The sequence below is a fragment of the Kitasatospora sp. GAS204B genome, from assembly GCF_029892155.1.
GTDB lineage: Bacteria > Actinomycetota > Actinomycetes > Streptomycetales > Streptomycetaceae > Kitasatospora.
In genome coordinates this window covers 181735-201463 of record NZ_JARZAG010000004.1, presented here as the reverse complement: position 1 = coordinate 201463, position 19729 = coordinate 181735, and the positions used below count along the sequence as shown (strand labels likewise).

Genomic DNA, 19729 nt, shown 5'->3' with positions numbered 1-19729 from the left:
CCCCCTTTCTGCCGTTGTCGGTGTGGATTCAGGCGACCTCGACCGTCGGCAACCAGCTGGGCCGGGTGGCCTCGAAGGCCCGGACGGCGTCCTCGTACCGCAGGGTGGCGTCGATCTCGTCGAGGCCTTCCAGCAGGCGCATGCGGTGGTAGGGGTCGAGCTCGAAGTCGACGGTCAGGTCCGCGGCGCGCACCTGGAGGGCCTCCAGGTCGACCGTGACCGGCTGGTCGGGGGCCTGCTCGGCACGCTCCCAGAGGGCCTCCACGACCTCCTGGTCCAACTGGATCGTCAGCAGGCCGTTCTTGAGCGAGTTGCCGCGGAAGATGTCGGCGAAGCGGGAGGAGATCACCACCCGGAAGCCGTGGTCGAGCAGCGACCAGACGGCGTGCTCCCGGGACGAGCCGGTGCCGAACTCGGGTCCCGCGACCAGGACGGTCGCGCCCTGGTACTCGGGCCGGTCGAGCTCGAAGCCGGGCTCCTCGCGCCAGGCGGCGAACAGGCCGTCCGCGTAGCCGGTACGGGTGAGGCGCTTGAGAAAGCGGACCGGGATCAGCTGGTCGGTGTCGATGTTGCTGCGCCGCATCGGCAGGACCCGGCCGGTGTGGATACGGAAGGCTTCCATGGTCAGACCTCGGCGGTGTGCTGGGCGGGGAGGGACTCGGCGGCGGGCAGCGCACCCGGGGAGCAGAGCGCCCCGGCGACGGCGGTGGCGGCGGCGACCGCCGGTGAGACCAGGTGGGTGCGGGAGCCCGCGCCCTGCCGGCCCTCGAAGTTGCGGTTGGAGGTGGAGGCGGCACGCTGGCCCGGCTGCAGGAAGTCCGGGTTCATCGCCATGCACATCGAGCAGCCGGCGTTGCGCCACTCCGCGCCCGCGTCCAGGAACACCTGGTGCAGACCCTCGAGTTCGGCAGCCTCGCGGACCCGCTCCGAGCCCGGGACGACCAGCATCCGCACGCCTCCGGCGACCCTGCGGCCCCGCAACACCTCGGCCGCCGCCCGCAGGTCCTCGAGCCGGCCGTTGGTGCAGGAACCCAGGAAGACGGTGTCGACCGCGATCCCGGCCAGTGGCTGACCAGGCGTCAGGTCCATGTACTCCAGGGCCCGCTCGCAGGCCGCGCGCTTGACCGGATCCGCGAAGTCGCCCGGCGCGGGCACCGTGGCGGCCAGCGGGGCCACCTGCCCCGGGTTGGTTCCCCAACTGACGTACGGGGTCAGCTCGGAGATGTCGACATCGACCACCCGGTCGAAGACCGCGTCCTCGTCGGTGCGCAGCGTGCGCCAGTATTCGACGGCGGCGTCCCACCGCTCGTCCTTCGGGGCGTAGGTGCGGCCCTTGAGATAGCCGAAGGTGGTCTCGTCCGGCGCGATCATGCCGGCCCTGGCGCCCGCCTCGATCGACATGTTGCAGATGGTCATCCGGGCTTCCATCGACATCCCGGCGAGCACCTCGCCCCGGTACTCGATGACGTGGCCCTGGCCGCCGCCGGTGCCGATCCGGCCGATCACCGCGAGGATGATGTCCTTCGCGGTGACCCCGGGCTGCGGGGTCCCGATCAGGTTGACGGCCATGGTGCGGAACGGGCGCAGCCGCAGCGTCTGGGTGGCCATGACGTGCTCGACCTCGCTGGTGCCGATGCCGAAGGCGAGCGCACCGAACGCGCCGTGCGTCGAGGTGTGCGAGTCGCCGCAGACCACCGTCATACCGGGCTGGGTGAGACCCGTCTCGGGACCGATGACATGGACGATTCCCTGACCGGGATCTCCCAGTGCGTGGATTTTCACGCCGAATTTCCTGCAGTTCTCACGGATCGCGTCGACCTGAGCCCGGGAAACCGGATCGGCGATAGGACGGAAGATGTCCGAGGTCGGCACATTGTGGTCCTCGGTGGCGAGCGTGAGCTCCGGGTGCCGGACCTTTCGACCGCGCAGTGCGAGCCCGTCGAACGCCTGTGGGCTCGTCACCTCATGCAGCAGGTGCATGTCGATGTAGAGGATGTCCGGCTCTCCGGACTGCCGACTCACCAGGTGTGCGTTCCACACCTTCTCGGCAAGGGTCTGACCAGCCAATTCATGATCCCGTCTCGGATGGCGGACGCGGTCCGCTTCGGTGACTGGACAAAGCAAACCGCACGTGCGGTCTGGTTGTCAACCGCGATCCCACCTGCCCCGCGACCGGGGAGGCCGACCTGCGCAGATTCGAAAAAGCTTGCGCTGTGCGCTCGCATTCATTTAGCGTCACGCCGGATCCGAAAGCAGTTGATATTCCGGCCGGATCGGCCGAGACCTGCTCGGAAACTCCATCGATCTCGCGACTTCCGCGCTCATGTCAAAATGCGCCCGCGGTCCGCACACACTCTCTGGGGGAAAACCCATGTCCCGAATCGCGACCCCGCCGACCGGCGTCAGACCGAAGCGGAGCCGGCCGGAGGACGGCGCGGCGCGCGCGGTCTACCGCAAGGCGGCCGTACGGCTGCTGCCACTGCTGGGCCTGCTCTACCTGGTGAGCTACCTCGACCGCAGCAACATCGCCTTCGCCGGCCCGAACGGCATGAACCACGATCTGGGTCTGAGCTCGGCCGCCTTCGGGTTGGCCTCGGGCATCTTCTTCCTCGGCTACTCCCTTCTCGAGGTGCCCAGCAACCTGGCGCTGCGCCGATTCGGCGCCCGCAAGTGGCTGGTGCGCATCCTGGTCTCCTGGGGCGTGGTCGCCACGGCCACCGCCTACGTCCAGGGAGCAGGCCAACTGGAGGTCGCCCGGCTGCTGTTGGGCATGGCGGAAGCCGGCTGCCTGCCCGGCATCGTGCTCTATCTGACGATGTGGTTCCCCCGCGAGGTCCGCACCAGGCTCACCGCCTGGTTCTTCCTCTCCCTCCCGCTCTCCACGGCCCTCGGCGCACCGCTCTCCGCGCTGCTCATCCAGTGGAGCAACGGGCTGTTCGGCCTCGCGGGCTGGCGGTCGATGTTCCTCTTCGAGGGGCTGCCGGCCCTCGCCCTCGCGGTCGTGGTCTGGTACCTGCTGCCCGACGGCCCGGAACAGGCGCGCTGGTTGACCGGAGCGGAACGGCAGCTGCTGCGCTCGCGCCTCGACCAGGACGCCACGCCGACCAGCCCGCCCGCGAGCCGCCGCTGGTCCGGCAGCCTGCCGGCGCCGCGGGTCTGGGGACTGGCGTTCGCCTACTTCGGCATCATCTACGGCCAGTACGCGCTCGGCTTCTTCCTGCCCACCATCATCGGCGGCTTCGAGACCCAGGCCGGCCACCACTTCTCGATCATCCAGCGCGGCCTCATCAACGCCGTCCCCTATCTGGTCGCCGCAGCGGTCCTGGTCGGCTGGGCCAGGCGCGCCCAGCGCGCCGAATCGCGGGCGCCGTACGTCATCTGGCCGTCCCTGGTGGCCGGAGCGGTGATCCCGTTCGCGCTCTACCTGCACGGCCCGCTGCTGACCATGGCCGCGATCACCGTCTGCGCGGTCGCCGTCCTGTCGGCCATCCCGGTGTTCTGGGCGCTGCCCACCGAGATGCTCAGCCGTGACGCGGCCGTGGTCGGCATCGCCGTGGTCAACACCGTGGGCAGCCTCAGCGGCTTCGCCGCCCCGTACGTCACGGGCTGGCTCAAGGACCTCACCGGCTCGACCGAACCCGGCCTCTGGCTGGCCGGCGCGATGATGCTGCTGTCCGCCGGTCTCGTCGCGATCCTGAGCCGACGTCAAGTCGCCGTCGAGACCGTCAGCTTGCCCGCACCCACCCCGCGTCCCCGGACTGTCGCGAGCAGTTAGGCAGTTAGGCAGTTAGGTTGCCAGGCAGTCAGGCAGTTGGCAGTCAGGCAGTCGGCCGACCGAGAAAGGCTCTCCATGCGCATCGTTCTGCTCGGCCCGCCAGGCGCGGGCAAAGGCACCCAGGCAGGCCTGCTGGCCGGGGAGTTGGGCGTACCGCACATCTCCACCGGCGACCTGTTCCGCGACCACATCAACCGCCGCACCCCGCTCGGCGACCAGGTACGAGAACTCCTGGCAGCCGGAGAGCTGGTGCCGACCGACCTGACCGTCACGCTGGTCCGGTCCCGGCTCGGGGAACCCGACGCCGCCGAGGGTTTCCTGCTCGACGGGTTCCCGCGCAGCATCGAGCAGGCGCGGGCGCTCGACTCGCTGCTGGAGGCCGGCGAGCGCGCCCTGGACGCGGCGCTCCTGCTCGACCTGCCGGACCAGGAGGTGGTCCGCCGGATCGCCGGCCGCCGGATCTGCCGCCTCGAACCGGCCCACACCCACCACCTGGACTCCGCACCGCCGGTGCTGCCCGGTGTCTGCGATCGCTGCGGCGGTGAGCTGTACCAGCGCGCCGACGACCAGCCCGAGACGGTCCTGCACCGCCAACGGCTGTACCACGCCGAGACCGCGCCGCTGGCCGACCACTACCGGCAGCGCGGCCTGCTCCGCCGCGTCGACGCGATGGGCCCGATCTCCGACGTCACAGCCCGACTGGCCTCCGTCCTCACCCGCGCCTGACCGGGCGCCAGGGGGCGCTGCCCGCTGATCGGGCAGCGCCCCCTGGCGCCTTCGGCCTTCGAGGTCCTTCGAGGTCACCCCGCGCGCAACACGCTCCGGTACCACCGCGCGTCTCCCGCCAGCCGGTCCGCGAAGCCCGGTCCGGGCGATCGGCCGAGCAGTCGCCACAGCGCCCCGCCCTCGTACCAACGGTCCGAGGTGAGCAGCGCGGGCCTACGGTCGCCGACCGGACCGCCCGCCACGACCAGGCGCTCGGCCAGCTGGTCCCGGCTCAATTCCTCGGTCGGCGCCGCCAACCCGAGGATGCGGCAGACACCTGCCAACAACTCCCGGACCGTCACCGGCTCCGGATGCACAGCGTGCAGCACGCCGCCCGTCCACTCGGCCCGCCCCAGCGCGAGCTCGACCAGCGCGCCGGCCAGGCCGTCCACCGAGATCATCGAGACGCGCGCCCGTCCGCCCTCGGGCCAGGCCGGCACCCTGCGCAGCAGGTCGGCCACGCCCGGCACCACCCACCGATCGCCACGCCCGTAGATCAGGTTCGGACGCAACACCAGCCCACCCCGGGCCAGCACCGCCTGCTCCGCCGCGAGCCGGGTCCGGCTGGTCGGCGACACCGGTTCCGGGATCAACTCCCCTTCCAGGCAGCCTCGATGCGGTCCATCCCCGTACACGGCCGCGGTGCTGAGCTGGATCACGCGCCGGACACCCGCCCGGCCGGCTTCGGCGAGCAGCGCCTCGGTGCCGTCCACGTTGGTCCGGCGGCACTGCTCGGGATCGCCCCCGATCAGCGAGGCCAGGTGCAGCACCGTGTCCACGCCCTCGCAACAACCCGCCACCGACGCGGGATCGGTCAGATCGGCGGCTGTCCAGGCCTCTCGTAAAGCGCGGTCGGACGTGCCGTCCGCCGCCATGCCGTCCACCCTCGCGCTGACCACCGGAACCCGTCGCGCGAGCAGCCTCAGTTCCACCCCCTGGTCCGCACGCCGCGTCAACTCCCGCAGCACCGCAGCGCCGACGAACCCCGTCGCACCGGTGACCAGCAGCCTGCGCGGCCGTGTCCGATCAGCCATGGACCGCGGCCCTCATGGTCAGCCTGGCCTCGACCGCACTCCTGCCGCCCTGCTCGATGGTCACCCGCACCAGCGCGAGCTCGCCGAACTGCTCCAGCAGGACGGCCCGCACCAGGCAGGGAGCGTTCAGCTCGACGTACCGGGAGTAGCCGATGTGGAAGGCCAGCGGCAGCGGCGCCGCCGCGCTGCCCATGCCCCGCGATCCGAGCAGTGCGGTCGCGGCCTGCCGGGCCGCCTCGGCGAGCAGCATCCCGGGCGCATGGTCGACCGGGTGGTCGAAGAGCACCGGGTGCGAGGGGTCGGCCCGGAGCAGCCAGCAGTCGGCCCGACCGCTGGGCGACAGCACCACATCGGACGCGCGCTCCCGCCCGACCAGGACGGGCGGGACCGGTGCCGGCGGCCGGGGGACCGCGGGTTCGCAGCCGCCGAGCGCCCGCATCCGGGAGTAGACGGCAGGCGACACGCAGTCGAAGCGGGCCGATCCGGTGCCGATCCAGTGGCCGTCCCGATGGATCGTCACATCCAGTCGGGCACCCGCGATGTAGTAGCCGCGCCGGACGATCTCCCCCGTCTCGACCGACAGCACCAGATCGGCCGGCAGGCCTCCGACGAGCAGCCCGCCCGGGTCGACGTCGTAGGTCATGTCCTGCATCAGGAACTGGTGCCCGAACGGGACACCGAACTCCTGGTGGGCGATGACCAGTCCGGCCTGCCGGATGGCCTCGGCCACCAGCATCGGGTCGTGCCAGCGGCCTTCGATCGATTCATAAAAGCTGTGCGCCCTCGGGAGTTGTGCACCTACTGTGATGACATCCGACTCGACCGATCGGCATCCCGTGATGAGCACCTCCGAGATGGCCGCCCGGTGCACCAGACGGCGCGCCACCGATCCCGCGAACAGGCTCTCCAGATCCGCGAGTTCCACTCTGAACGGTCTTGCGGCACTTTCCATGACGATCACGAACGGTTCCCCCTCAACCGATTGGGTCGCTGCTCCCGCAGCAATAACAAACCTAGCATGCGGTTTCTTTTGCCGACAAGAGTCGCCCGCCCTTACGGTGGTGGCTCACGGCACAGATGCCCACGAAGGTGATGATCAGGACGCCGGCGACGGAGGTGGCTGTCGATGCAAGAGCGCGCGGTGCGCTCCAGAATGGCCATCATCGAGGGCGCCGCGGCCGCCTTCGAGGAACTCGGCTACGCGGGTGCGGGGTTCGCGGAGATCGTCCGAAGGTCCGGCCTGACGAGCGGCGGAGTGCAGTTCCACTTCGCCCACAAGGAGGACCTGGCCGCCGGAGTGGTCGAGTCCTGCGCGGCCCGGCTGCTCGCCGAACTCGCCCAGGCCAAGGCACCGCCCGCCGCCACCCTGTCGCGCCTGCACCGCCGCTCCGTCGTGGTCCGGGCCGGACTTCGCCTGATCGTCGAGCGCGCCCCGGCCCCGCCCGCCGGGCACTGCCGACGGCTGGTCGACGCCATCAGCCCGGTCTCGGCCACTGAGGCCGCTGATGCCTCCGAGGCCGCCGAGGCCGCCGACACCTCCGACACCTCCGACGCCGACGCCCCCGACGCCGACCCGCTCGCCACGGTGCTGTTCGGCGCCCTGCTCGGGGCCCAGGCCATGGCCCCGTTCCTCGGCGGCCCGGAAGGGGTACGCACCCAGTTCGAGTACGCCGCCCGACTGCTCACTACGCCCTCGGCCCCACCGCACCCGCGCCGAGCCGCAACGAACCGTACGGATTGAGCCCGGCAGCCGCAGCCTCACCCACCAGTCCCGGCAGCAACAGCCGCCAGCACTCCGCCACCTGCGCGACACTGCGACAGGGACCCTCGGCTCCCGCCAGCAACTCCGCGCCCACCATCGCCCCCGCCACCGACGCCGCCACCGATGACGCCGCCCGCCCTTCGCACAGGACGCCGGCCCGCTCGGTCATCAGCGCCAGAGCGCCGATCCGCTCCAGCCAGTCGCCGCAGAAATCCGGCGCGCCCCCGACCGCCGGCGGCAGTTGGTGCCACATCCGGACGGCCACCCGCACCGTGACATCGCGGGCCAGCCACTCCAGCACGATCTGCGAGAGATCGATCAACTCCTGCACGGGGTGCGAGCGTCGCGACTCCAACCGCGCGCCGATATCCGCCAACTTCCCGCACCCGGCAGCCTGAACAGCCGCCCCGAGGTCCCCCTTGGTGGGGAAGTGAAAGTGCAGTGCCCCGGTCGACACCCCCGCCGCCGCGGCGATCTCCCCCACCGTGGCTCCACGAAACCCGTGCCGACCGAAGGCCTCCGCCGCCGCCACCACCAGCAGCGACCGCGTCCGCTCCGCCCTCACCTGCACTGCTCGCCCCTTCGCCGAGTCGACCGAGAGAGAAACCATACCAACTGTGCGGTTTTCCTACAAGGAAGTGCCGGCCCGCCACCGACGAGCCACCTGCGCACCATCGGCAGCGCCCGCCCCGCCCTGCCGCCGACACTCCGACCGTGCACGACCAACACCAACTCCGCACCACCCGCGCCCCGTTCGTCACATCTGGTCTCGCCGGCCGCACCTGACCCACCGTGTGGCATCATGTCGCGCTACTGGGATCCAGTGGATTGGCAAGGCAACACCCAGAACGGGGAATAGAGAATGGCCGGACAGCAGTTCCAGGTGCACCCACCGACGGTGGCCAGCCTGGCGACCAAGTTCCACACCGAGGCGCATGACCTCACCACACAGATCTCGACGTTCGAGTCGGGCGCCTCGAACCCCGCCGCCGCCTTCGGAGTACTCGGCGCCTGCGACGGCGCGGCGAAGAACTACGCCTCGCTGCTCACCAACGTCAGCAAGGCACTGGGCCAGCTCTCCCAGGTGCTGGACGGCACCGGCGAGCGGCTGACGGCGACCGCCGGCTGCTACACCGACGTGGACCGGGCCGTGGAGACGCAGGCCAAGTCCGTTGGCCGCGCGGTCTGAGCGGGGGGCGACACGATGAGCATCAACGGATGGATCGACGGCAAGGTCCTCGAGGTCCTGCAAGCGTGCGGCGTGGAACTGCCGGGCGGTGACGGGGACGCGCTGCGCTCGATCGCGCAGACCTGGGACACCATGGGCAACGAGCTGACCGGGCTCGGCACCGCGGTCGACAGCGCGATCAGCGCGCTCGACGCGAAGGACTGGTCGGGTCCGGCGCACGACGCGTTCGTCAAGCACTGGCAGGGCGTCAAGAAGGTCGTCGACGAGGTGGCCGGGAACTTCCACCAGGTGGCCGGTGGCCTGCGGTCCTATGCCGATGAGATCGACAGCATCAACAAGGAGATCATCGACATCGGGGTCCAGATCGCCGAGATGGAGGTGGCGGGCGCCGCGCTGTCGTTCTTCACCGGCTTCCTCTCGGACCTGGTCGCGAACGCGGCGGTGGCCTCCCGGGTGGCCAAGATCATGGAGCTGGTGAAGAACTTCACCACGGCCGCCGAGAAGATCGCGGAACTGCTGGAGAAGTTCACCAGCCTCTCCGAGAAGACCATCTCCGTGCTGGAGACGATCATGAAGACGGTCGCCAAGATCAGCGGCACCTTCCTGGAGAAGGCGATCCCCACCTTCGCGACCAACTTCGTCGCCGACTCCGGCAGCACCATGCTGAACCAGGCGCTGAGCGGCCAACCGGTCACCTACACGAAGGACTTGGAGGGCGGCGCCTGGGACGCGGGCGGCACGGCCCTCTTCGCCGGCGGCGGCGCGGTGCTGGCCGGCGGGGTGAAGATGCCGAACATGGTGGCCAACGCGCTCACCGGGAACGGCAAGGCCGGCAACCTGATCAACGGCGCCCTGGGCAACGTCGCGGGCGCGGAGGTCGCCGACTGGCAGAACGACGCCAGCGGCTCCGCGATGTGGCAGGACGCCCTCACCAACGCCGCCACCGGCGCCCTCGGCAATCACCGCAGCGCCAAGGACGGCGAGAACATGGACGCCAAGGGCCGGACCGGCGGCGACAACCTCAGCGAGACCGGCAAGCTCCAGGACGAGATCTACAAGCAGAGCCGGGCGATCGGCGTCAACGCCTCCGTCTATGCTTCGGGCTCCGGCATCGAGTCGGATCTCCAGGCACTGGCGGCGGAAGGGCAGTAGCACGTGAGGTACCAGATCCGGCCGCTGGCCAGCTTCACCGTCACCAACCACACCCCGGGCTGGATCGGCCTGGTGGTGGCGGTGATCGAGCTCATCGCGCTCGTCGTGGTGGGCACCGGCGTCGCGGCGATCGTCGGCACCTGGAAGGTCGCCGAGAAGCCGGCGGACTACCTGCCCGGACCGCTGATCCTGCTGGCCGGGCTGGGGCTGGCGTACTTCGGGTACTGGCTGGCCTGAGCGCCGGTCAGGCGTGCCGCACGGACGGCGACGGCCCGTGCCCCGGTGACACCAGGGCACGGGCCGACCGTCCGGCCGCGTACGAGCAGCGCCGCCGGGCGCGCCCTGCGGCGGAGCGGTAGGCCGAGCTCGGCGGCCAGGTGGTCGGCGATCCCCACGTGCAGGTGCCGCATGTCGGCGAGCAGCGGATCCAGCGCGCTCGCGTCGGCGCCCTGCTTCGCGGCGGCGTCCAGGCGGCGGCCGAGGACGCGCAGTTCGGCGAGCGCCCTGGTCTGGTACGGCTTCATCAACTCGTCCTTTCGATCAGAGCGGCCGGCTGGTACCTGGAGCTGGTGCCCGTCCAGTCGGTGAGCGCCTGCCGGAACCGGTCGAGCGCGAGTGCGAATGTCACGGTGTCCGGAGACAGGGGCGCCGGATAGCGGCCTGCGAGGTCGGCGATGGCATCGGCGCGTACGGCCATGAGCAGCCACGCGAACCGGTGCTTCTCCGCTTCCAGTTGCTGGCCCACTCGCTGACGGGCCTGCTCGGCGGACAGACCCGTGGTGCGGGCCAGGGCGTCTTGCGCGGTGAAGGTGTCACCCTGGCCGTTGGCCGCGAGGTCGTTGGTCAGGGTGCCGATCTCCGAGAAACAGCTGAGCAGCGAGTTCACCGGCAGCGAGGTCCAGTCGGGGGTGACGCACTGCAGGGCGAGCTCGGTCCACATCGCGGCGAGCAGCATGCCGCCATCGATCGGCCGCAGCGTCACATACTCCCGCAACGTCGGAGTCCGGCGCGGACGGACGTAGCCCTCCAACTTGTCGACCGCCGCACGGATCCACGCATCCAACTCGGATGCGTAGCGCGCCCACCAGTCCTCCGGCATCACCGTGAAGGTCCGCCGGACCAGCTCCGCGAGCGCCCGGACCGTGGGGTGATCGCCCTGCTCGGCAGACTCCCCATCCAGGACATCGACCAACCGGGCGACAAGCTGGCCGACCGCCTTCGGTGCCGCGTCGCGCAGCTCCGTGTCGATCACGTCATCGAGCCGCCACACCAACAGGCCCCAGCACGCGGCCAACTCCAACGGCTCCCCGGTCGAACCCCGCCACGCAGCAAGGAACAAGGTCACGTAGCCGTGGTCCAGATAGCCGAGCGGGTCGTGGTGCAGGGCGTGCCGCTCCAGGAAAGCGAGGACGGCGCGGTGCAGGCCCGGGTACCGAGTGTCGGTCTCGATCACGCCGCCACCCTCACGTGCTCGGGGCAAGCGACCACGGCCCACACAAGGCTGTCCACGGTGCGGTGCCCGGCTGGGGCCAGAGCCTCGCGGGCGTCGCAGGTTACGCACTGCTCCTCGTGTAGTTGGGCATAGGTGTATGCCCGGGTGCTGGGCGGGTCGTCGGCTGTATTGACCGGCATCTCACTGCCTTTCGGTGACATGGCCCGGTACGGCGATCTGCGGGCTCAGGCAGGAGAAGCATCGGCGGCAGCAGGGCAGCGCCCAAGGGTCCTTGTGAGTACTCATCGTGGTCCATCTCCACTCGCTACCCTGTCACCGATGACCGTCCGTGATGCATCGACCACGGTCAAGTGAGGCGGAGAGACGAGATGTCCGACATCGGACCGCAAGAGCCCCTGCCAGAACACCTGTTGGCGGATAGTCAGTTCGTTGCCGCCTGCGCGCAGCGCCACATGGGTGCCGTCTTCCGGCTGGCCAAGGTCCGCGCCGGCATCTATCCGGCCCGCATCGCCCGCCTCACGGGCATGTCCACCAGCCGAATCACCGAGATCATCAACGGAAACCGCGTCATCACCAGCATGGAGGTCGTCGAGCGCATCGCCGACGGCCTGCGCATCCCCGGCCGCCTCCTCGGCCTCGCCGACCGCCAGTGGGAGACTCCAGCAGTCCCCGACTACAGCCCAGCCACGGTCCCCGAGACCTGGGAAATCCTGGACCTGCTCACCCGATCCACAGCCAGCGACGCCACGTTGCTTCACCTGGAAGCCGCGGTCGCCGACCTCGCCTACCGATACCCGTCGTCCTCGCCAGCCGAGACCGTCCCAACGATGCAGCGCCAGCTCACCGCCGTGCACCAACTCCTAAGCCGCCCACAGTCTCTCAGCGCCCGGCGGCGGTGCGTACAGATACTGACTGTCCTGTCCGGCCTCCTCGGCCTCGCCTATCTCGACACCGGGGAGGGGCCACGCTCCGCAGCACTCTTCCACATGGGCCAAGTCGCCATTGGCGAGGCCCAAGACGACGCCCTGCAGGCATGGCTCCTGACGATGCAGAGCATCGCCGAACACACCGCCGGCCGCGCCCAGCACGCACTGACCCTCCTCGCCCAGGCCGACAGTCTGGCCGGCGGCGCCTCAACGCGCCGGCGCGCCTGGATCGCCGCCAACTACGCTCGGGCACTCACGGCGCAGCGCGACCACCGCCCGGCCCTGACCGCCCTCACACGAGCCGGTGAACTACTCGCCCAGGCCAGCGATCCCATCGGTGGCCTGGACTTCTTCACCCCTCCCCGCCTGACCGGCCTCGCCGGAGAGACACACGCGCTGCTCGGGGACCACGATGCCGCGGCAGACCTGCTGACCGATGCCCTGGAGCTGCGGGATCGGGCCGACGCGAAAGGCAGAGCGATCCTCACCTTCGATCTCGCCGAGTGCCGGATCCGCCAGGGCGACCTTGATGCGGCGTGCACGCTTGGACACCTGGCCATGGACATCGCGCAGGGCAGTGTGGTCGAGCCGTTGATCCGGCGGGCGCAGGCCTTCCAGCACACGTTGCGGCCGCTGCGGGCGGATGCCCCGGTGAGGGAGGTTGAGGAGCGCGTGAGAGAGTCGAAGCACCAGCTCGTTCGCGTCTGAGGAGGCCCGCCCGGTGGAGTGGAAGAGCTACGGGCGGCGGCGCGTCTACGACAGCCCCTACGTCGAGGTCTGGCTGGATGACGTCGAGATCCCCGGCGTCGGCCGGATCGACCATCACGTGGTCACGATGCCGAAGGCGTCCGTGACGTCCGTTGTCACTGACGAGCAGGGCCGTTTCCTGTTGCTGTACCGGCACCGGTTCATCACCGATCACTGGGGCTGGGAGGTCCCGGCCGGTTGGGCGGAGCCCGGAGAGGACCCGGCCGTGGCGATCAGCCGGGAAATCGAGGAGGAGACCGGCTGGCGGCCGGCAAGCGTCACGCCGCTGGTGGAGTACGACGCACTGGCGGGCATCAGCACGATGCGCTTCCAGTGTTTCCACGCCACCGCCTGCGAGCAGATCGGGGCGCCCATCGACGGGAGCGAGGCGACTCGGGTGGAGTGGATGCCCGAGTCCGAGCTGCTGAAGCTGCTGGCCACCGGTCAGGTCCAGGACGGCCCGTCACTCGCGGCGCTCTCGTACTTCCTTGGCCCGCACCGCCTGCTGAGCAGCAACGCGCGCTAGCGAGCGCGACTGTGGCGGAGCCGAATTCGACTCCGCCACAGCTCAGCCCAGCTGACCGTCCGTCAGCCCCGGGTCGCCACCGCCCGCAGGAAGAACGTCAGGTTCGCCGGACGCTCCGCCAGGCGACACATGAAGTAGCCGTACCACTCCTGCCCGTAGGGCAGGTACACCCGGGCGGTGATCCCCACGCGCAGGTGTCGGTCAGGCCGGCCGGTACTCCTCGTGCGGGATGGCGCGGTTCCAGACCGATTCGAACGCGGTGCTGCAGAGCTTGCTGACCGCTGGATCCGTGATCAGCTCGTGGTCGAGAAAACTGCCGTCCCCGTCGAAGTGGTTGAGCAACAACGTCTCATCGTCGAACAGCCAGAAATCGTTGCCCGGCAGAGCCAGGTCAGTGCTCTGGCGCCGCGGCAGCCACCTGACGAGCTCGCCGGAGGCAACGTTGCCCGGGGTGAGGTCGTACTCGTACCGCACGTAGTCACTGATCGGCTCCGAGACGATCCGCGCTCGCCGAATTCGGACGCCGCGGCTGGTGGTCTCGGTCATCAAGGCCATCCACGGTCGCTCTGCCTCGTCGAGAGCCGAGAGGTTGAGCGTCCCGGCCTGCCAGGCGATGAACCTGGGATCGTCACGCATGTAGCCGTCGCGCATCTCCAGGTGGACGGCCGACCGTTGGCACGCGGCGAAGAGTTCCTCAAGCGTCGGAACCGCTGTCACCGCTCACCTCCGGGAAGAACATGGGCATGTACTCGGGCCACTCGACGACAGTCTCGTGATCCGGCAGGTCCAGCTGTTCGAGACGGTCGCTGTCGAGCACCTTCAGGCCCTGTACACGTACACGGTGAGACCCTCGGCGGCAAGCACCCGGGCGATATCCTCGCCGATGTTCATGGCAACCACGCTTCCCAGGTCGTGGCTGCCAGGTCTCTCCAGCAGTCACAGAACGTCGCGACTACATGTTCACTGAGGCCTGCCCACCGCGATGCAGCGGTGCCAACTGCCGGCTGAGCCTGAGGACGTTGTCGATGACCTGGGGGTCGGTGGCACCGCGGAAGGCGGGGACAGGCCGGGCCTCGGGCCCGATGAGCAGGCCGGTCCGCCCGTCGAGTGAAGTGTCGGTGGCGGCGAAGACGGACGGCCGGGCGGCAACGGTTGCCGGGCCGGCGGTGGAGCGTTCGAAGGTCCGGCGGACCAGCGGCCACAGCAGGCGCAGTGCCGGGGAGACGATCTTCGGTGAGGTCATGGTGCCGTTGGTCATGTCGGTCGCGGCGCCGCCGGGGTCGGCTGCGAAGACGGTGATGCCGGTGCCGTGCAGGCGCTCGGCCAGGTGCAGGGTGTAGGCGAGGTTGGCGAGCTTGGCGCGGCCGTACCAGTGGAAGCCGTAGTAGCCGCCCGGTGGTTCCACGGCGTCGAAGGTGCGCTTGGCGACCTTGATCGCGCCTGAGGTGACGTTGACGATCCGGCTCGGCGTGTCTGCTTGGAGCTGGTCGAGCAGTAGCTCGGTCAGCAGGTACGGCGAGAGGTGGTTGACGGCGAACGACGCCTCGATGCCGTCGAGCGTCTGCTGCCTGCGCGCGAACATGGCGCCGACGTTATTGACCAGCACCTTCAGCGGACCCTCGGCCGCCAGGTGCGCGGCCAGCGCTCGTACCTGGTCGAGCGATGCGAGGTCGGCAGCCACGAATCGCGGTGCGGCTCCGGTTGCCACCGCTGCGATCCGCTCGACGGCGCTCGTGCCGCGCTCGGCGTTGCGGCCGACCACAGTGACGGCGAACCCCTGCTCCGCGAGTGCCTTGGCGGTCTCCAGGCCGATGCCCCCGGTGCCCGCTGTCACCACTGCCCGTTGACTCATTGCTCTGCCCTTCGCTGCTGCCGGATTATTCGGATAGCTATCCGTTTCTGTGCGGGCACGCTAGCACAACCGGATACCTATCCGGTTAACGGGGAGTGGGGAGTGGGGAGTGGGGAGTGGGTCGTGCCGCCGTCAGCGCGGAGGGCGCAGACCCTCGAGGAGGACGCCGAGGTAGAGCTCCCGGCGCGCCGGATCGCTGTGCCCGGAGCGCACGGCATGCTCGACGCCGCAGAGCAGGCGGCGAACGTCATCCGCCCCGATGCCGCTCCGGATGGCGCCGGCCCGGCGGGCGCGGTCCAGCAGATCGGCGACGGCTCGGTCGAGCTCGGCCTTCATTTCCGAGGTCTGCGCGTCGGCATCGCCCGCGGACTCCAGCACGGCCGCGAAACCAGGCTCGTCCAGCGCGCGGTCAAGCGCGAAGCGCAGGAGGCGGTGCAGGCCCGCGAGCGCGTCCTCGGCGTCGGCTGCCGCCTGCGCCTCTTCGACCAGCTCCCGGAAGCGCTCCGCCGAGAGCGCCTCGATCAGCGCATGGCGGTTGGGGAAGTGCCGGTACACGGTCCCCACGCCCACACCGGCGAGCCGGGCGATGACGTTCAACTGCAGAGAGCGGTCACCGGCGGCCAACTGCGCGCGGGCGACCTGCAGGACCCGGGCGCGGTTGCGCGCGGCATCCGCCCGCAGCGTTGTCGCCTGCCCCGCTCTCGGTGTCACGACCCCAGCATAAGTGGCCGCCTGCGGCCCGGGAACTGCGGCCGGCCGAGGCGGTTCGATCCGGTGGACGGCTGCTGCTGCCTCCCGAACCGGTCGCCGGATGGGCCTGCTGAGGGGCTCCCCCTGTGCTCGGGTGACGGGGGGAGCCCCTCGGGATCAGGAGGCGTTGAGCGCGGTGTCGTCGATGACGAAGCTGGTCTGCAGGGAGGCGTCCTCGGTGCCGGTGAACTTGAGGGTCACGGTCTGTCCGGCATAGCTGGACAGGTTGAAGGAGTGCAGGGTGTAGCCGGTGTTGCTGTTGAGGTTCGAGTAGGTGGCCAGCGTGGTGCTGCCGACCTGCAGCTTGAGGGTGTCGTAGGCGGTGGTGCCGGTCTCGGCGGTGTCGATGTGGAGGTAGAAGTTCAGGGTCGCGGTGCAGCCGGCGGGGATGGTGACGGTCTGCGAGAGGGTGTCGGTGTGGGTGCTGCCGTAGCCGTCCAGCCAGGCTTTCCAACTGCCGGAGTGGGCGGGTTCGCTGCTGGAGTTGTCGATGACGCCGGCCGAGGCGGTCCAGGGGGAGGCGGTGCCGGTCTCGAAGCCGGGGTTGCCGAGCTTCTGGCCCGGGCTGCTGCAGCCACTGCTGGGGTTGACGGTCCAGGTGAAAGTGGTGGACCCGGAGGCGGTGCCGGAGGAGGCGGTGACGGTCACCGTGGAGGTGCCGGCGGTGGTCGGGGTGCCGGAGATCAGACCGGAGGCGGAGATCGACAGGCCGGCGGGCAGGCCCGTGGCGGAGTAGGTGAGTGGTTTGCTCGCCGAGTCCGAGCCGGTGATCTGCAGTGCGGCCGCGGTGCCGACGGTGCTGGTCTGGTTACCCGGGCCGGTCACGGTGACGGTCTCGGTGCCGCCGCTGGGGTTGATCGTCCAGGTGAACGACATCTGGCCGGACGCGCCCGTGCCGTCCGTCGCCTTGACCGTCACCGAGGAGGTGCCGGCGGTGGTCGGGGTGCCGGAGATCAGACCGGAGGCGGAGATCGACAGCCCCGCCGGCAGGCCCGTCGCGGAGTAGGTCAGGCTCTGGCCGGAGGCGGAGTCGCTGCCGGAGATCTGCAGCGAGACCGCGGTGCCGGCGGTGCTGGTCTGGTTGCCCGGGCTGGCGACGGTGACGGTGTTTCCCGAGGCCTGACCGACCGGCAGACCGCCGGTCGGTGCGTACATCGCCACGTCGAACGTGCTGCCGTTGGGGGCGTGGGCGACCGGGATGACGGGGACGGCGTTGCCGCCGGCGAGGACGGAGGTGGAGATGTAGTCGCCGAACATCCGGCCCTGGCTGGTGTTCGGCAGCCAGGCCAGCGTCATCGGGCCGGCCAGCTGGAGGGGCGCGGTCCAGGTGGCACCGCCGTCGGTGGAGGAGACGTAGCCCGCGTCCAGCTGGCAGGTCGTGTCCGTGCAGGAGGCGTTCGGGTAGTAGTAGTACGTCAGACCGAGGCGGGCGGTGCTGCCCGAGCTGCTCGGATCCACGCCGATGCCCGGCGTGAAGTGGTCCACCGTGCTGGTGGCCGCGTCGATCGGCACCCGCACCGGCGTGCTCCACGACGTGCCGTCGGTGGAGGTCGACATGATGATGTCGTTGCTCGTGCAGCCGCTGCGGAAGCGGCAGTCGGACCAGACCGCGTAGACCGTGCCGGAGGCGTCGATCTCGGCGGACGGCAGCGAACTCTCGCGCAGAGTGTCGCGCGGGGGCAGCTTCGCGGTGTCCGCCGCAGCGTCCTCAAGCCCGGAGACCGTGTGGTGCGAGACGGTGGCGATCTGCACGCTGGCACCCCAGCTCGCGCCGCCGTCGGTCGAGACGAAGGCGTCCTCGGCGTCCGAACTGGCCGACGAGAACGGCACCACCACGGTGCCGCCGGGCTGCACGACCGGCTGGCCGCCCAGCCCGCTGGGGTTGTCGGCCGGGCCCAGCTCGTTGCCCCAGGTCGCTCCGCCGTCGGTCGACGTGCGCATGTGCTCGATGTCGCCGGCGCCGGCGTCGTCGTACTCGGTGTAGCAGTGCCCGTAGTACGGGCTGGCGGCGTGGTCGTCGCAGACCGTCCAGTTCTTGTCATACGACGCGTTGGTGGACACGGCGACGGGGTTGCCCCAGGTGTGGCCGCCGTCGGTGGAACGGCTGAGTTCGACGTCGACGTTGCTGCCGGTGGTGATGCCGAGCCAGGAGACCATCCAGACGCCGTCCTTGGCGTCGTAGGCCACCGAGGCGTCGCTCACCTGCCCGTAGGGGCCGCCGGTGTTGGCGGTGGTGGCGGGCATGAACCCGTGCGTCCAGCTCTGGCCGCCGTCGCTCGACGTCGCCCATCCGATGTTGGAGGCGCCGCCGCCGGTGACCCGGCCGACCTGGAAGGCGGAGACGATCGTGCTGCCGGAACTGAACGTGTCCGGCTCGACCTCGGTGGCGTGCTGGGCCTGCGAGTCGGAGTACGGGTCACTGCTGATCTGCGTGAGGGCGGGCGTGAGGGCTGGAGCGGTGGCGCGGGGCGCGCGCGGGCCGTGGGAGGCGGTCTGGGCGGCGGCGAACGCGGGAGCGGTGAGCGCCGTCGCGGCGGCGAGAGCACCGGCGAGGAGTAAGGAGCCTTTTCTAGCCAGTCCGGACATGTCTCTCCTGACATACCGAGCGGTACCGGATGAGTGTCGGCTGCCGCCGACACGGGGCAGACGGATGCTGGCGCCCCCAGCGCCCCCGGGAAAGGCCGATGGCATGGCTGGAACATGACATGTCGCATTCGCGCCAGGTCCGCCGGAAGGGTTGCGGCGATGGACGCGCGGATGAGCGTCGGCTCCCAGTGGATCACTACGCAGGCTCTACGAACACGACTGTGGCGGAGCCGAATTCGACTCCGCCACAGCTCAGCCCAGCTGACCGACCGTCAGCCCCGGGTCGCCATCGCCCGCAGGAAGAACGTCAGGTTCGCCGGACGCTCCGCCAGGCGGCGCATGAAGTAGCCGTACCACTCCTGCCCGTACGGCAGGTACACCCGCATGGTGTTGCCCGCCTCGGCCAGGCGCAGCTGCTCCTCGGGGCGGATGCCGTAGAGCATCTGGTACTCGAAGCTGTCGCGGGTGCGACCGTTCCACTCGGCGAGCTGGCCGGCGATCTTGATCATGTTGGGGTCGTGCGAGGCGATCATCGGGTAACCCTCGCCCGCCATCAGGACCTTGAGCGCGCGCACGTAGGCCAGGTCGACGTCGTGCTTGCCCTGGAAGGCGACCGACTCCGGCTCCTTGTAGGCACCCTTGCAGAGGCGCACGCGCGAACCGGCGGCGGCGAACTCCCGGCAGTCGTCCTCGGTGCGGCGCAGGTAGGCCTGCAGCACGACGCCCAGCCACGGGAAGTCGGCGCGCAGCTCGCGAGCGATGCCCAGCGTCGAGTCGGTGGTGGTGTGGTCCTCCATGTCCAGGGTGACCGTGGTGCCCGCGTCCGCGGCGGCCTCGCAGATCCGCCGGGCGTTCTCCAGCGCGATCTTCTCGCCGTCCACCGGGAGGAACTGGCCGACCGCGGAGAGCTTGACCGAGACCTCGGCGTTCGCCGCAAGGCCGGTCTCCTTGAGCGCGGCCAGCAGCAGCTCGTAGGCCTCGGCGGTGCCGGCGGCCTGGGCGGCGTCCTTGGTGTCCTCGCCGAGGTGGTCGAGGGTGACCTTGCGGCCGGTGGCGACCAGCTCGTCGGTGGCGGTGATGCCCTGGTCGAGCAGCTCGCCGGCAACGAAGCGCTCGACTATCGCGTGGGTCGGCGGGAACTTCTCCACGAGGGTGCGCACCTGCGGCGAGCGGGAGGCGGCGAGGAGGGCGGAACGGAGCATCGGTACTCCT

21 protein-coding genes and 1 pseudogene are annotated in these 19729 nt (G+C 70.2%); 8 read left to right on the top strand and 14 right to left on the bottom strand.

Features of this window, described 5'->3' with window-relative positions:
* Window positions 1–28 precede the first annotated feature (28 nt).
* Together leuD and leuC are read right to left on the bottom strand one after the other, a co-directional pair.
* Window positions 29–622: a 3-isopropylmalate dehydratase small subunit gene (leuD, locus tag P3T41_RS07805; protein ID WP_280688854.1), complete on the bottom strand. Its 594-nt coding sequence runs from the start codon at window positions 620–622 to the stop codon at window positions 29–31.
* A 2-nt stretch (window positions 623–624) separates the two neighbouring features.
* On the bottom strand, window positions 625–2067 hold the full coding sequence (gene leuC / locus P3T41_RS07800; protein ID WP_280688853.1) for a 3-isopropylmalate dehydratase large subunit: 1443 nt from the start codon (window positions 2065–2067) through the stop codon (window positions 625–627).
* Window positions 2068–2371: 304 nt separating this feature from the next.
* On the opposite strand from leuC, the gene P3T41_RS07795 reads away from it, so the two are divergent.
* Both P3T41_RS07795 and P3T41_RS07790 read left to right on the top strand, forming a co-directional pair.
* Window positions 2372–3775, top strand: coding sequence for an MFS transporter (locus tag P3T41_RS07795; protein WP_280688852.1), 1404 nt, complete (start codon window positions 2372–2374; stop codon window positions 3773–3775).
* A gap of 75 nt (window positions 3776–3850) precedes the next feature.
* Window positions 3851–4501 (top strand): adenylate kinase, encoded by a 651-nt coding sequence (locus P3T41_RS07790; RefSeq protein WP_280688851.1) that lies wholly within the window; start codon window positions 3851–3853, stop codon window positions 4499–4501.
* Window positions 4502–4575: 74 nt separating this feature from the next.
* Here P3T41_RS07790 and P3T41_RS07785 read toward each other — a convergent pair whose 3' ends face one another.
* Window positions 4576–5574 (bottom strand): NAD-dependent epimerase/dehydratase family protein, encoded by a 999-nt coding sequence (locus tag P3T41_RS07785; protein WP_280688850.1) that lies wholly within the window; start codon window positions 5572–5574, stop codon window positions 4576–4578.
* On the bottom strand, window positions 5567–6526 hold the full coding sequence (locus P3T41_RS07780; RefSeq protein ID WP_280689050.1) for a ScbA/BarX family gamma-butyrolactone biosynthesis protein: 960 nt from the start codon (window positions 6524–6526) through the stop codon (window positions 5567–5569). The genes P3T41_RS07785 and P3T41_RS07780 overlap by 8 nt, the downstream gene beginning before the upstream one ends.
* A gap of 174 nt (window positions 6527–6700) precedes the next feature.
* On the opposite strand from P3T41_RS07780, the gene P3T41_RS07775 reads away from it, so the two are divergent.
* Complete coding sequence (locus P3T41_RS07775) at window positions 6701–7315, top strand: TetR/AcrR family transcriptional regulator (protein ID WP_280688849.1); 615 nt, start codon at window positions 6701–6703, stop codon at window positions 7313–7315.
* Here the strand turns inward: P3T41_RS07775 and P3T41_RS07770 are convergent.
* Entirely contained in the window at window positions 7260–7946 is a 687-nt protein-coding gene (locus tag P3T41_RS07770; RefSeq protein WP_280688848.1) for a TetR/AcrR family transcriptional regulator, read from the bottom strand. The genes P3T41_RS07775 and P3T41_RS07770 overlap by 56 nt on opposite strands.
* 252 nt (window positions 7947–8198) lie before the next feature.
* On the opposite strand from P3T41_RS07770, the gene P3T41_RS07765 reads away from it, so the two are divergent.
* From P3T41_RS07765 to P3T41_RS07755, 3 genes are read left to right on the top strand one after another with little or no spacing between them, the layout of a single operon-like run.
* Complete coding sequence (locus tag P3T41_RS07765) at window positions 8199–8525, top strand: type VII secretion target (RefSeq protein ID WP_280688847.1); 327 nt, start codon at window positions 8199–8201, stop codon at window positions 8523–8525.
* Between the two features lie 15 nt (window positions 8526–8540).
* Entirely contained in the window at window positions 8541–9677 is a 1137-nt protein-coding gene (locus tag P3T41_RS07760) for a WXG100 family type VII secretion target (RefSeq protein WP_280688846.1), read from the top strand.
* A 3-nt stretch (window positions 9678–9680) separates the two neighbouring features.
* Complete coding sequence (locus P3T41_RS07755; protein ID WP_280688845.1) at window positions 9681–9914, top strand: hypothetical protein; 234 nt, start codon at window positions 9681–9683, stop codon at window positions 9912–9914.
* On the opposite strand, the gene P3T41_RS07750 is transcribed toward P3T41_RS07755, so the two are convergent.
* Both P3T41_RS07750 and P3T41_RS07745 read right to left on the bottom strand, forming a co-directional pair.
* Window positions 9845–10201 carry a hypothetical protein gene (locus P3T41_RS07750; RefSeq protein ID WP_280688844.1) on the bottom strand — a complete coding sequence of 119 codons (357 nt, stop codon included), beginning with the start codon at window positions 10199–10201 and terminating at the stop codon, window positions 9845–9847. The two genes, P3T41_RS07755 and P3T41_RS07750, sit on opposite strands and share 70 nt — an antisense overlap.
* Complete coding sequence (locus tag P3T41_RS07745) at window positions 10201–11130, bottom strand: terpene synthase family protein (RefSeq protein ID WP_280688843.1); 930 nt, start codon at window positions 11128–11130, stop codon at window positions 10201–10203. The genes P3T41_RS07750 and P3T41_RS07745 overlap by 1 nt, the downstream gene beginning before the upstream one ends.
* Window positions 11131–11498: 368 nt before the next feature.
* Here P3T41_RS07745 and P3T41_RS07740 point away from each other — a divergent pair, with 368 nt between their 5' ends.
* Entirely contained in the window at window positions 11499–12764 is a 1266-nt protein-coding gene (locus P3T41_RS07740; protein WP_280688842.1) for a helix-turn-helix transcriptional regulator, read from the top strand.
* Between the two features lie 13 nt (window positions 12765–12777).
* Entirely contained in the window at window positions 12778–13329 is a 552-nt protein-coding gene (locus tag P3T41_RS07735) for an NUDIX hydrolase (RefSeq protein WP_280688841.1), read from the top strand.
* A gap of 62 nt (window positions 13330–13391) precedes the next feature.
* Here the strand turns inward: P3T41_RS07735 and P3T41_RS07730 are convergent.
* The 7 genes and pseudogenes from P3T41_RS07730 to P3T41_RS07700 all read right to left on the bottom strand — a co-directional run.
* A pseudogene (locus P3T41_RS07730) lies at window positions 13392–13502 on the bottom strand (proline dehydrogenase); the annotation flags it as partial.
* A gap of 28 nt (window positions 13503–13530) precedes the next feature.
* A complete protein-coding gene (locus P3T41_RS07725; RefSeq protein ID WP_280688840.1) occupies window positions 13531–14046 on the bottom strand; it encodes a DUF6879 family protein in 516 nt (171 codons plus the stop codon).
* The gene (locus tag P3T41_RS07720; protein ID WP_280688839.1) at window positions 14024–14146 is read right to left on the bottom strand and encodes a hypothetical protein; all 123 of its coding nucleotides are present in this window, start codon (window positions 14144–14146) and stop codon (window positions 14024–14026) included. The genes P3T41_RS07725 and P3T41_RS07720 overlap by 23 nt, the downstream gene beginning before the upstream one ends.
* A gap of 135 nt (window positions 14147–14281) precedes the next feature.
* Window positions 14282–15181: an SDR family NAD(P)-dependent oxidoreductase gene (locus tag P3T41_RS07715; RefSeq protein WP_280688838.1), complete on the bottom strand. Its 900-nt coding sequence runs from the start codon at window positions 15179–15181 to the stop codon at window positions 14282–14284.
* A gap of 132 nt (window positions 15182–15313) precedes the next feature.
* A complete protein-coding gene (locus P3T41_RS07710) occupies window positions 15314–15892 on the bottom strand; it encodes a helix-turn-helix domain-containing protein (protein WP_280688837.1) in 579 nt (192 codons plus the stop codon).
* A 156-nt stretch (window positions 15893–16048) separates the two neighbouring features.
* Window positions 16049–18517 carry a putative Ig domain-containing protein gene (locus P3T41_RS07705; RefSeq protein ID WP_280688836.1) on the bottom strand — a complete coding sequence of 823 codons (2469 nt, stop codon included), beginning with the start codon at window positions 18515–18517 and terminating at the stop codon, window positions 16049–16051.
* A gap of 272 nt (window positions 18518–18789) precedes the next feature.
* Window positions 18790–19719 (bottom strand): proline dehydrogenase family protein, encoded by a 930-nt coding sequence (locus P3T41_RS07700; protein ID WP_280688835.1) that lies wholly within the window; start codon window positions 19717–19719, stop codon window positions 18790–18792.
* Window positions 19720–19729 lie beyond the last annotated feature (10 nt).

Coding starts and splice junctions, on each gene's coding strand:
- leuD (WP_280688854.1), bottom strand. CDS start 622: ATGGAAGCCTTCCGTATCCACACCGGCCGGGTCCTGCCGATGCGGCGC.
- P3T41_RS07795 (WP_280688852.1), top strand. CDS start 2,372: ATGTCCCGAATCGCGACCCCGCCGACCGGCGTCAGACCGAAGCGGAGC.
- P3T41_RS07790 (WP_280688851.1), top strand. CDS start 3,851: ATGCGCATCGTTCTGCTCGGCCCGCCAGGCGCGGGCAAAGGCACCCAG.
- P3T41_RS07785 (WP_280688850.1), bottom strand. CDS start 5,574: ATGGCTGATCGGACACGGCCGCGCAGGCTGCTGGTCACCGGTGCGACG.
- P3T41_RS07780 (WP_280689050.1), bottom strand. CDS start 6,526: ATGGAAAGTGCCGCAAGACCGTTCAGAGTGGAACTCGCGGATCTGGAG.
- P3T41_RS07775 (WP_280688849.1), top strand. CDS start 6,701: ATGCAAGAGCGCGCGGTGCGCTCCAGAATGGCCATCATCGAGGGCGCC.
- P3T41_RS07770 (WP_280688848.1), bottom strand. CDS start 7,946: ATGGTTTCTCTCTCGGTCGACTCGGCGAAGGGGCGAGCAGTGCAGGTG.
- P3T41_RS07765 (WP_280688847.1), top strand. CDS start 8,199: ATGGCCGGACAGCAGTTCCAGGTGCACCCACCGACGGTGGCCAGCCTG.
- P3T41_RS07760 (WP_280688846.1), top strand. CDS start 8,541: ATGAGCATCAACGGATGGATCGACGGCAAGGTCCTCGAGGTCCTGCAA.
- P3T41_RS07750 (WP_280688844.1), bottom strand. CDS start 10,201: ATGAAGCCGTACCAGACCAGGGCGCTCGCCGAACTGCGCGTCCTCGGC.
- P3T41_RS07740 (WP_280688842.1), top strand. CDS start 11,499: ATGTCCGACATCGGACCGCAAGAGCCCCTGCCAGAACACCTGTTGGCG.
- P3T41_RS07715 (WP_280688838.1), bottom strand. CDS start 15,181: ATGAGTCAACGGGCAGTGGTGACAGCGGGCACCGGGGGCATCGGCCTG.
- P3T41_RS07705 (WP_280688836.1), bottom strand. CDS start 18,517: ATGTCCGGACTGGCTAGAAAAGGCTCCTTACTCCTCGCCGGTGCTCTC.
- P3T41_RS07700 (WP_280688835.1), bottom strand. CDS start 19,719: ATGCTCCGTTCCGCCCTCCTCGCCGCCTCCCGCTCGCCGCAGGTGCGC.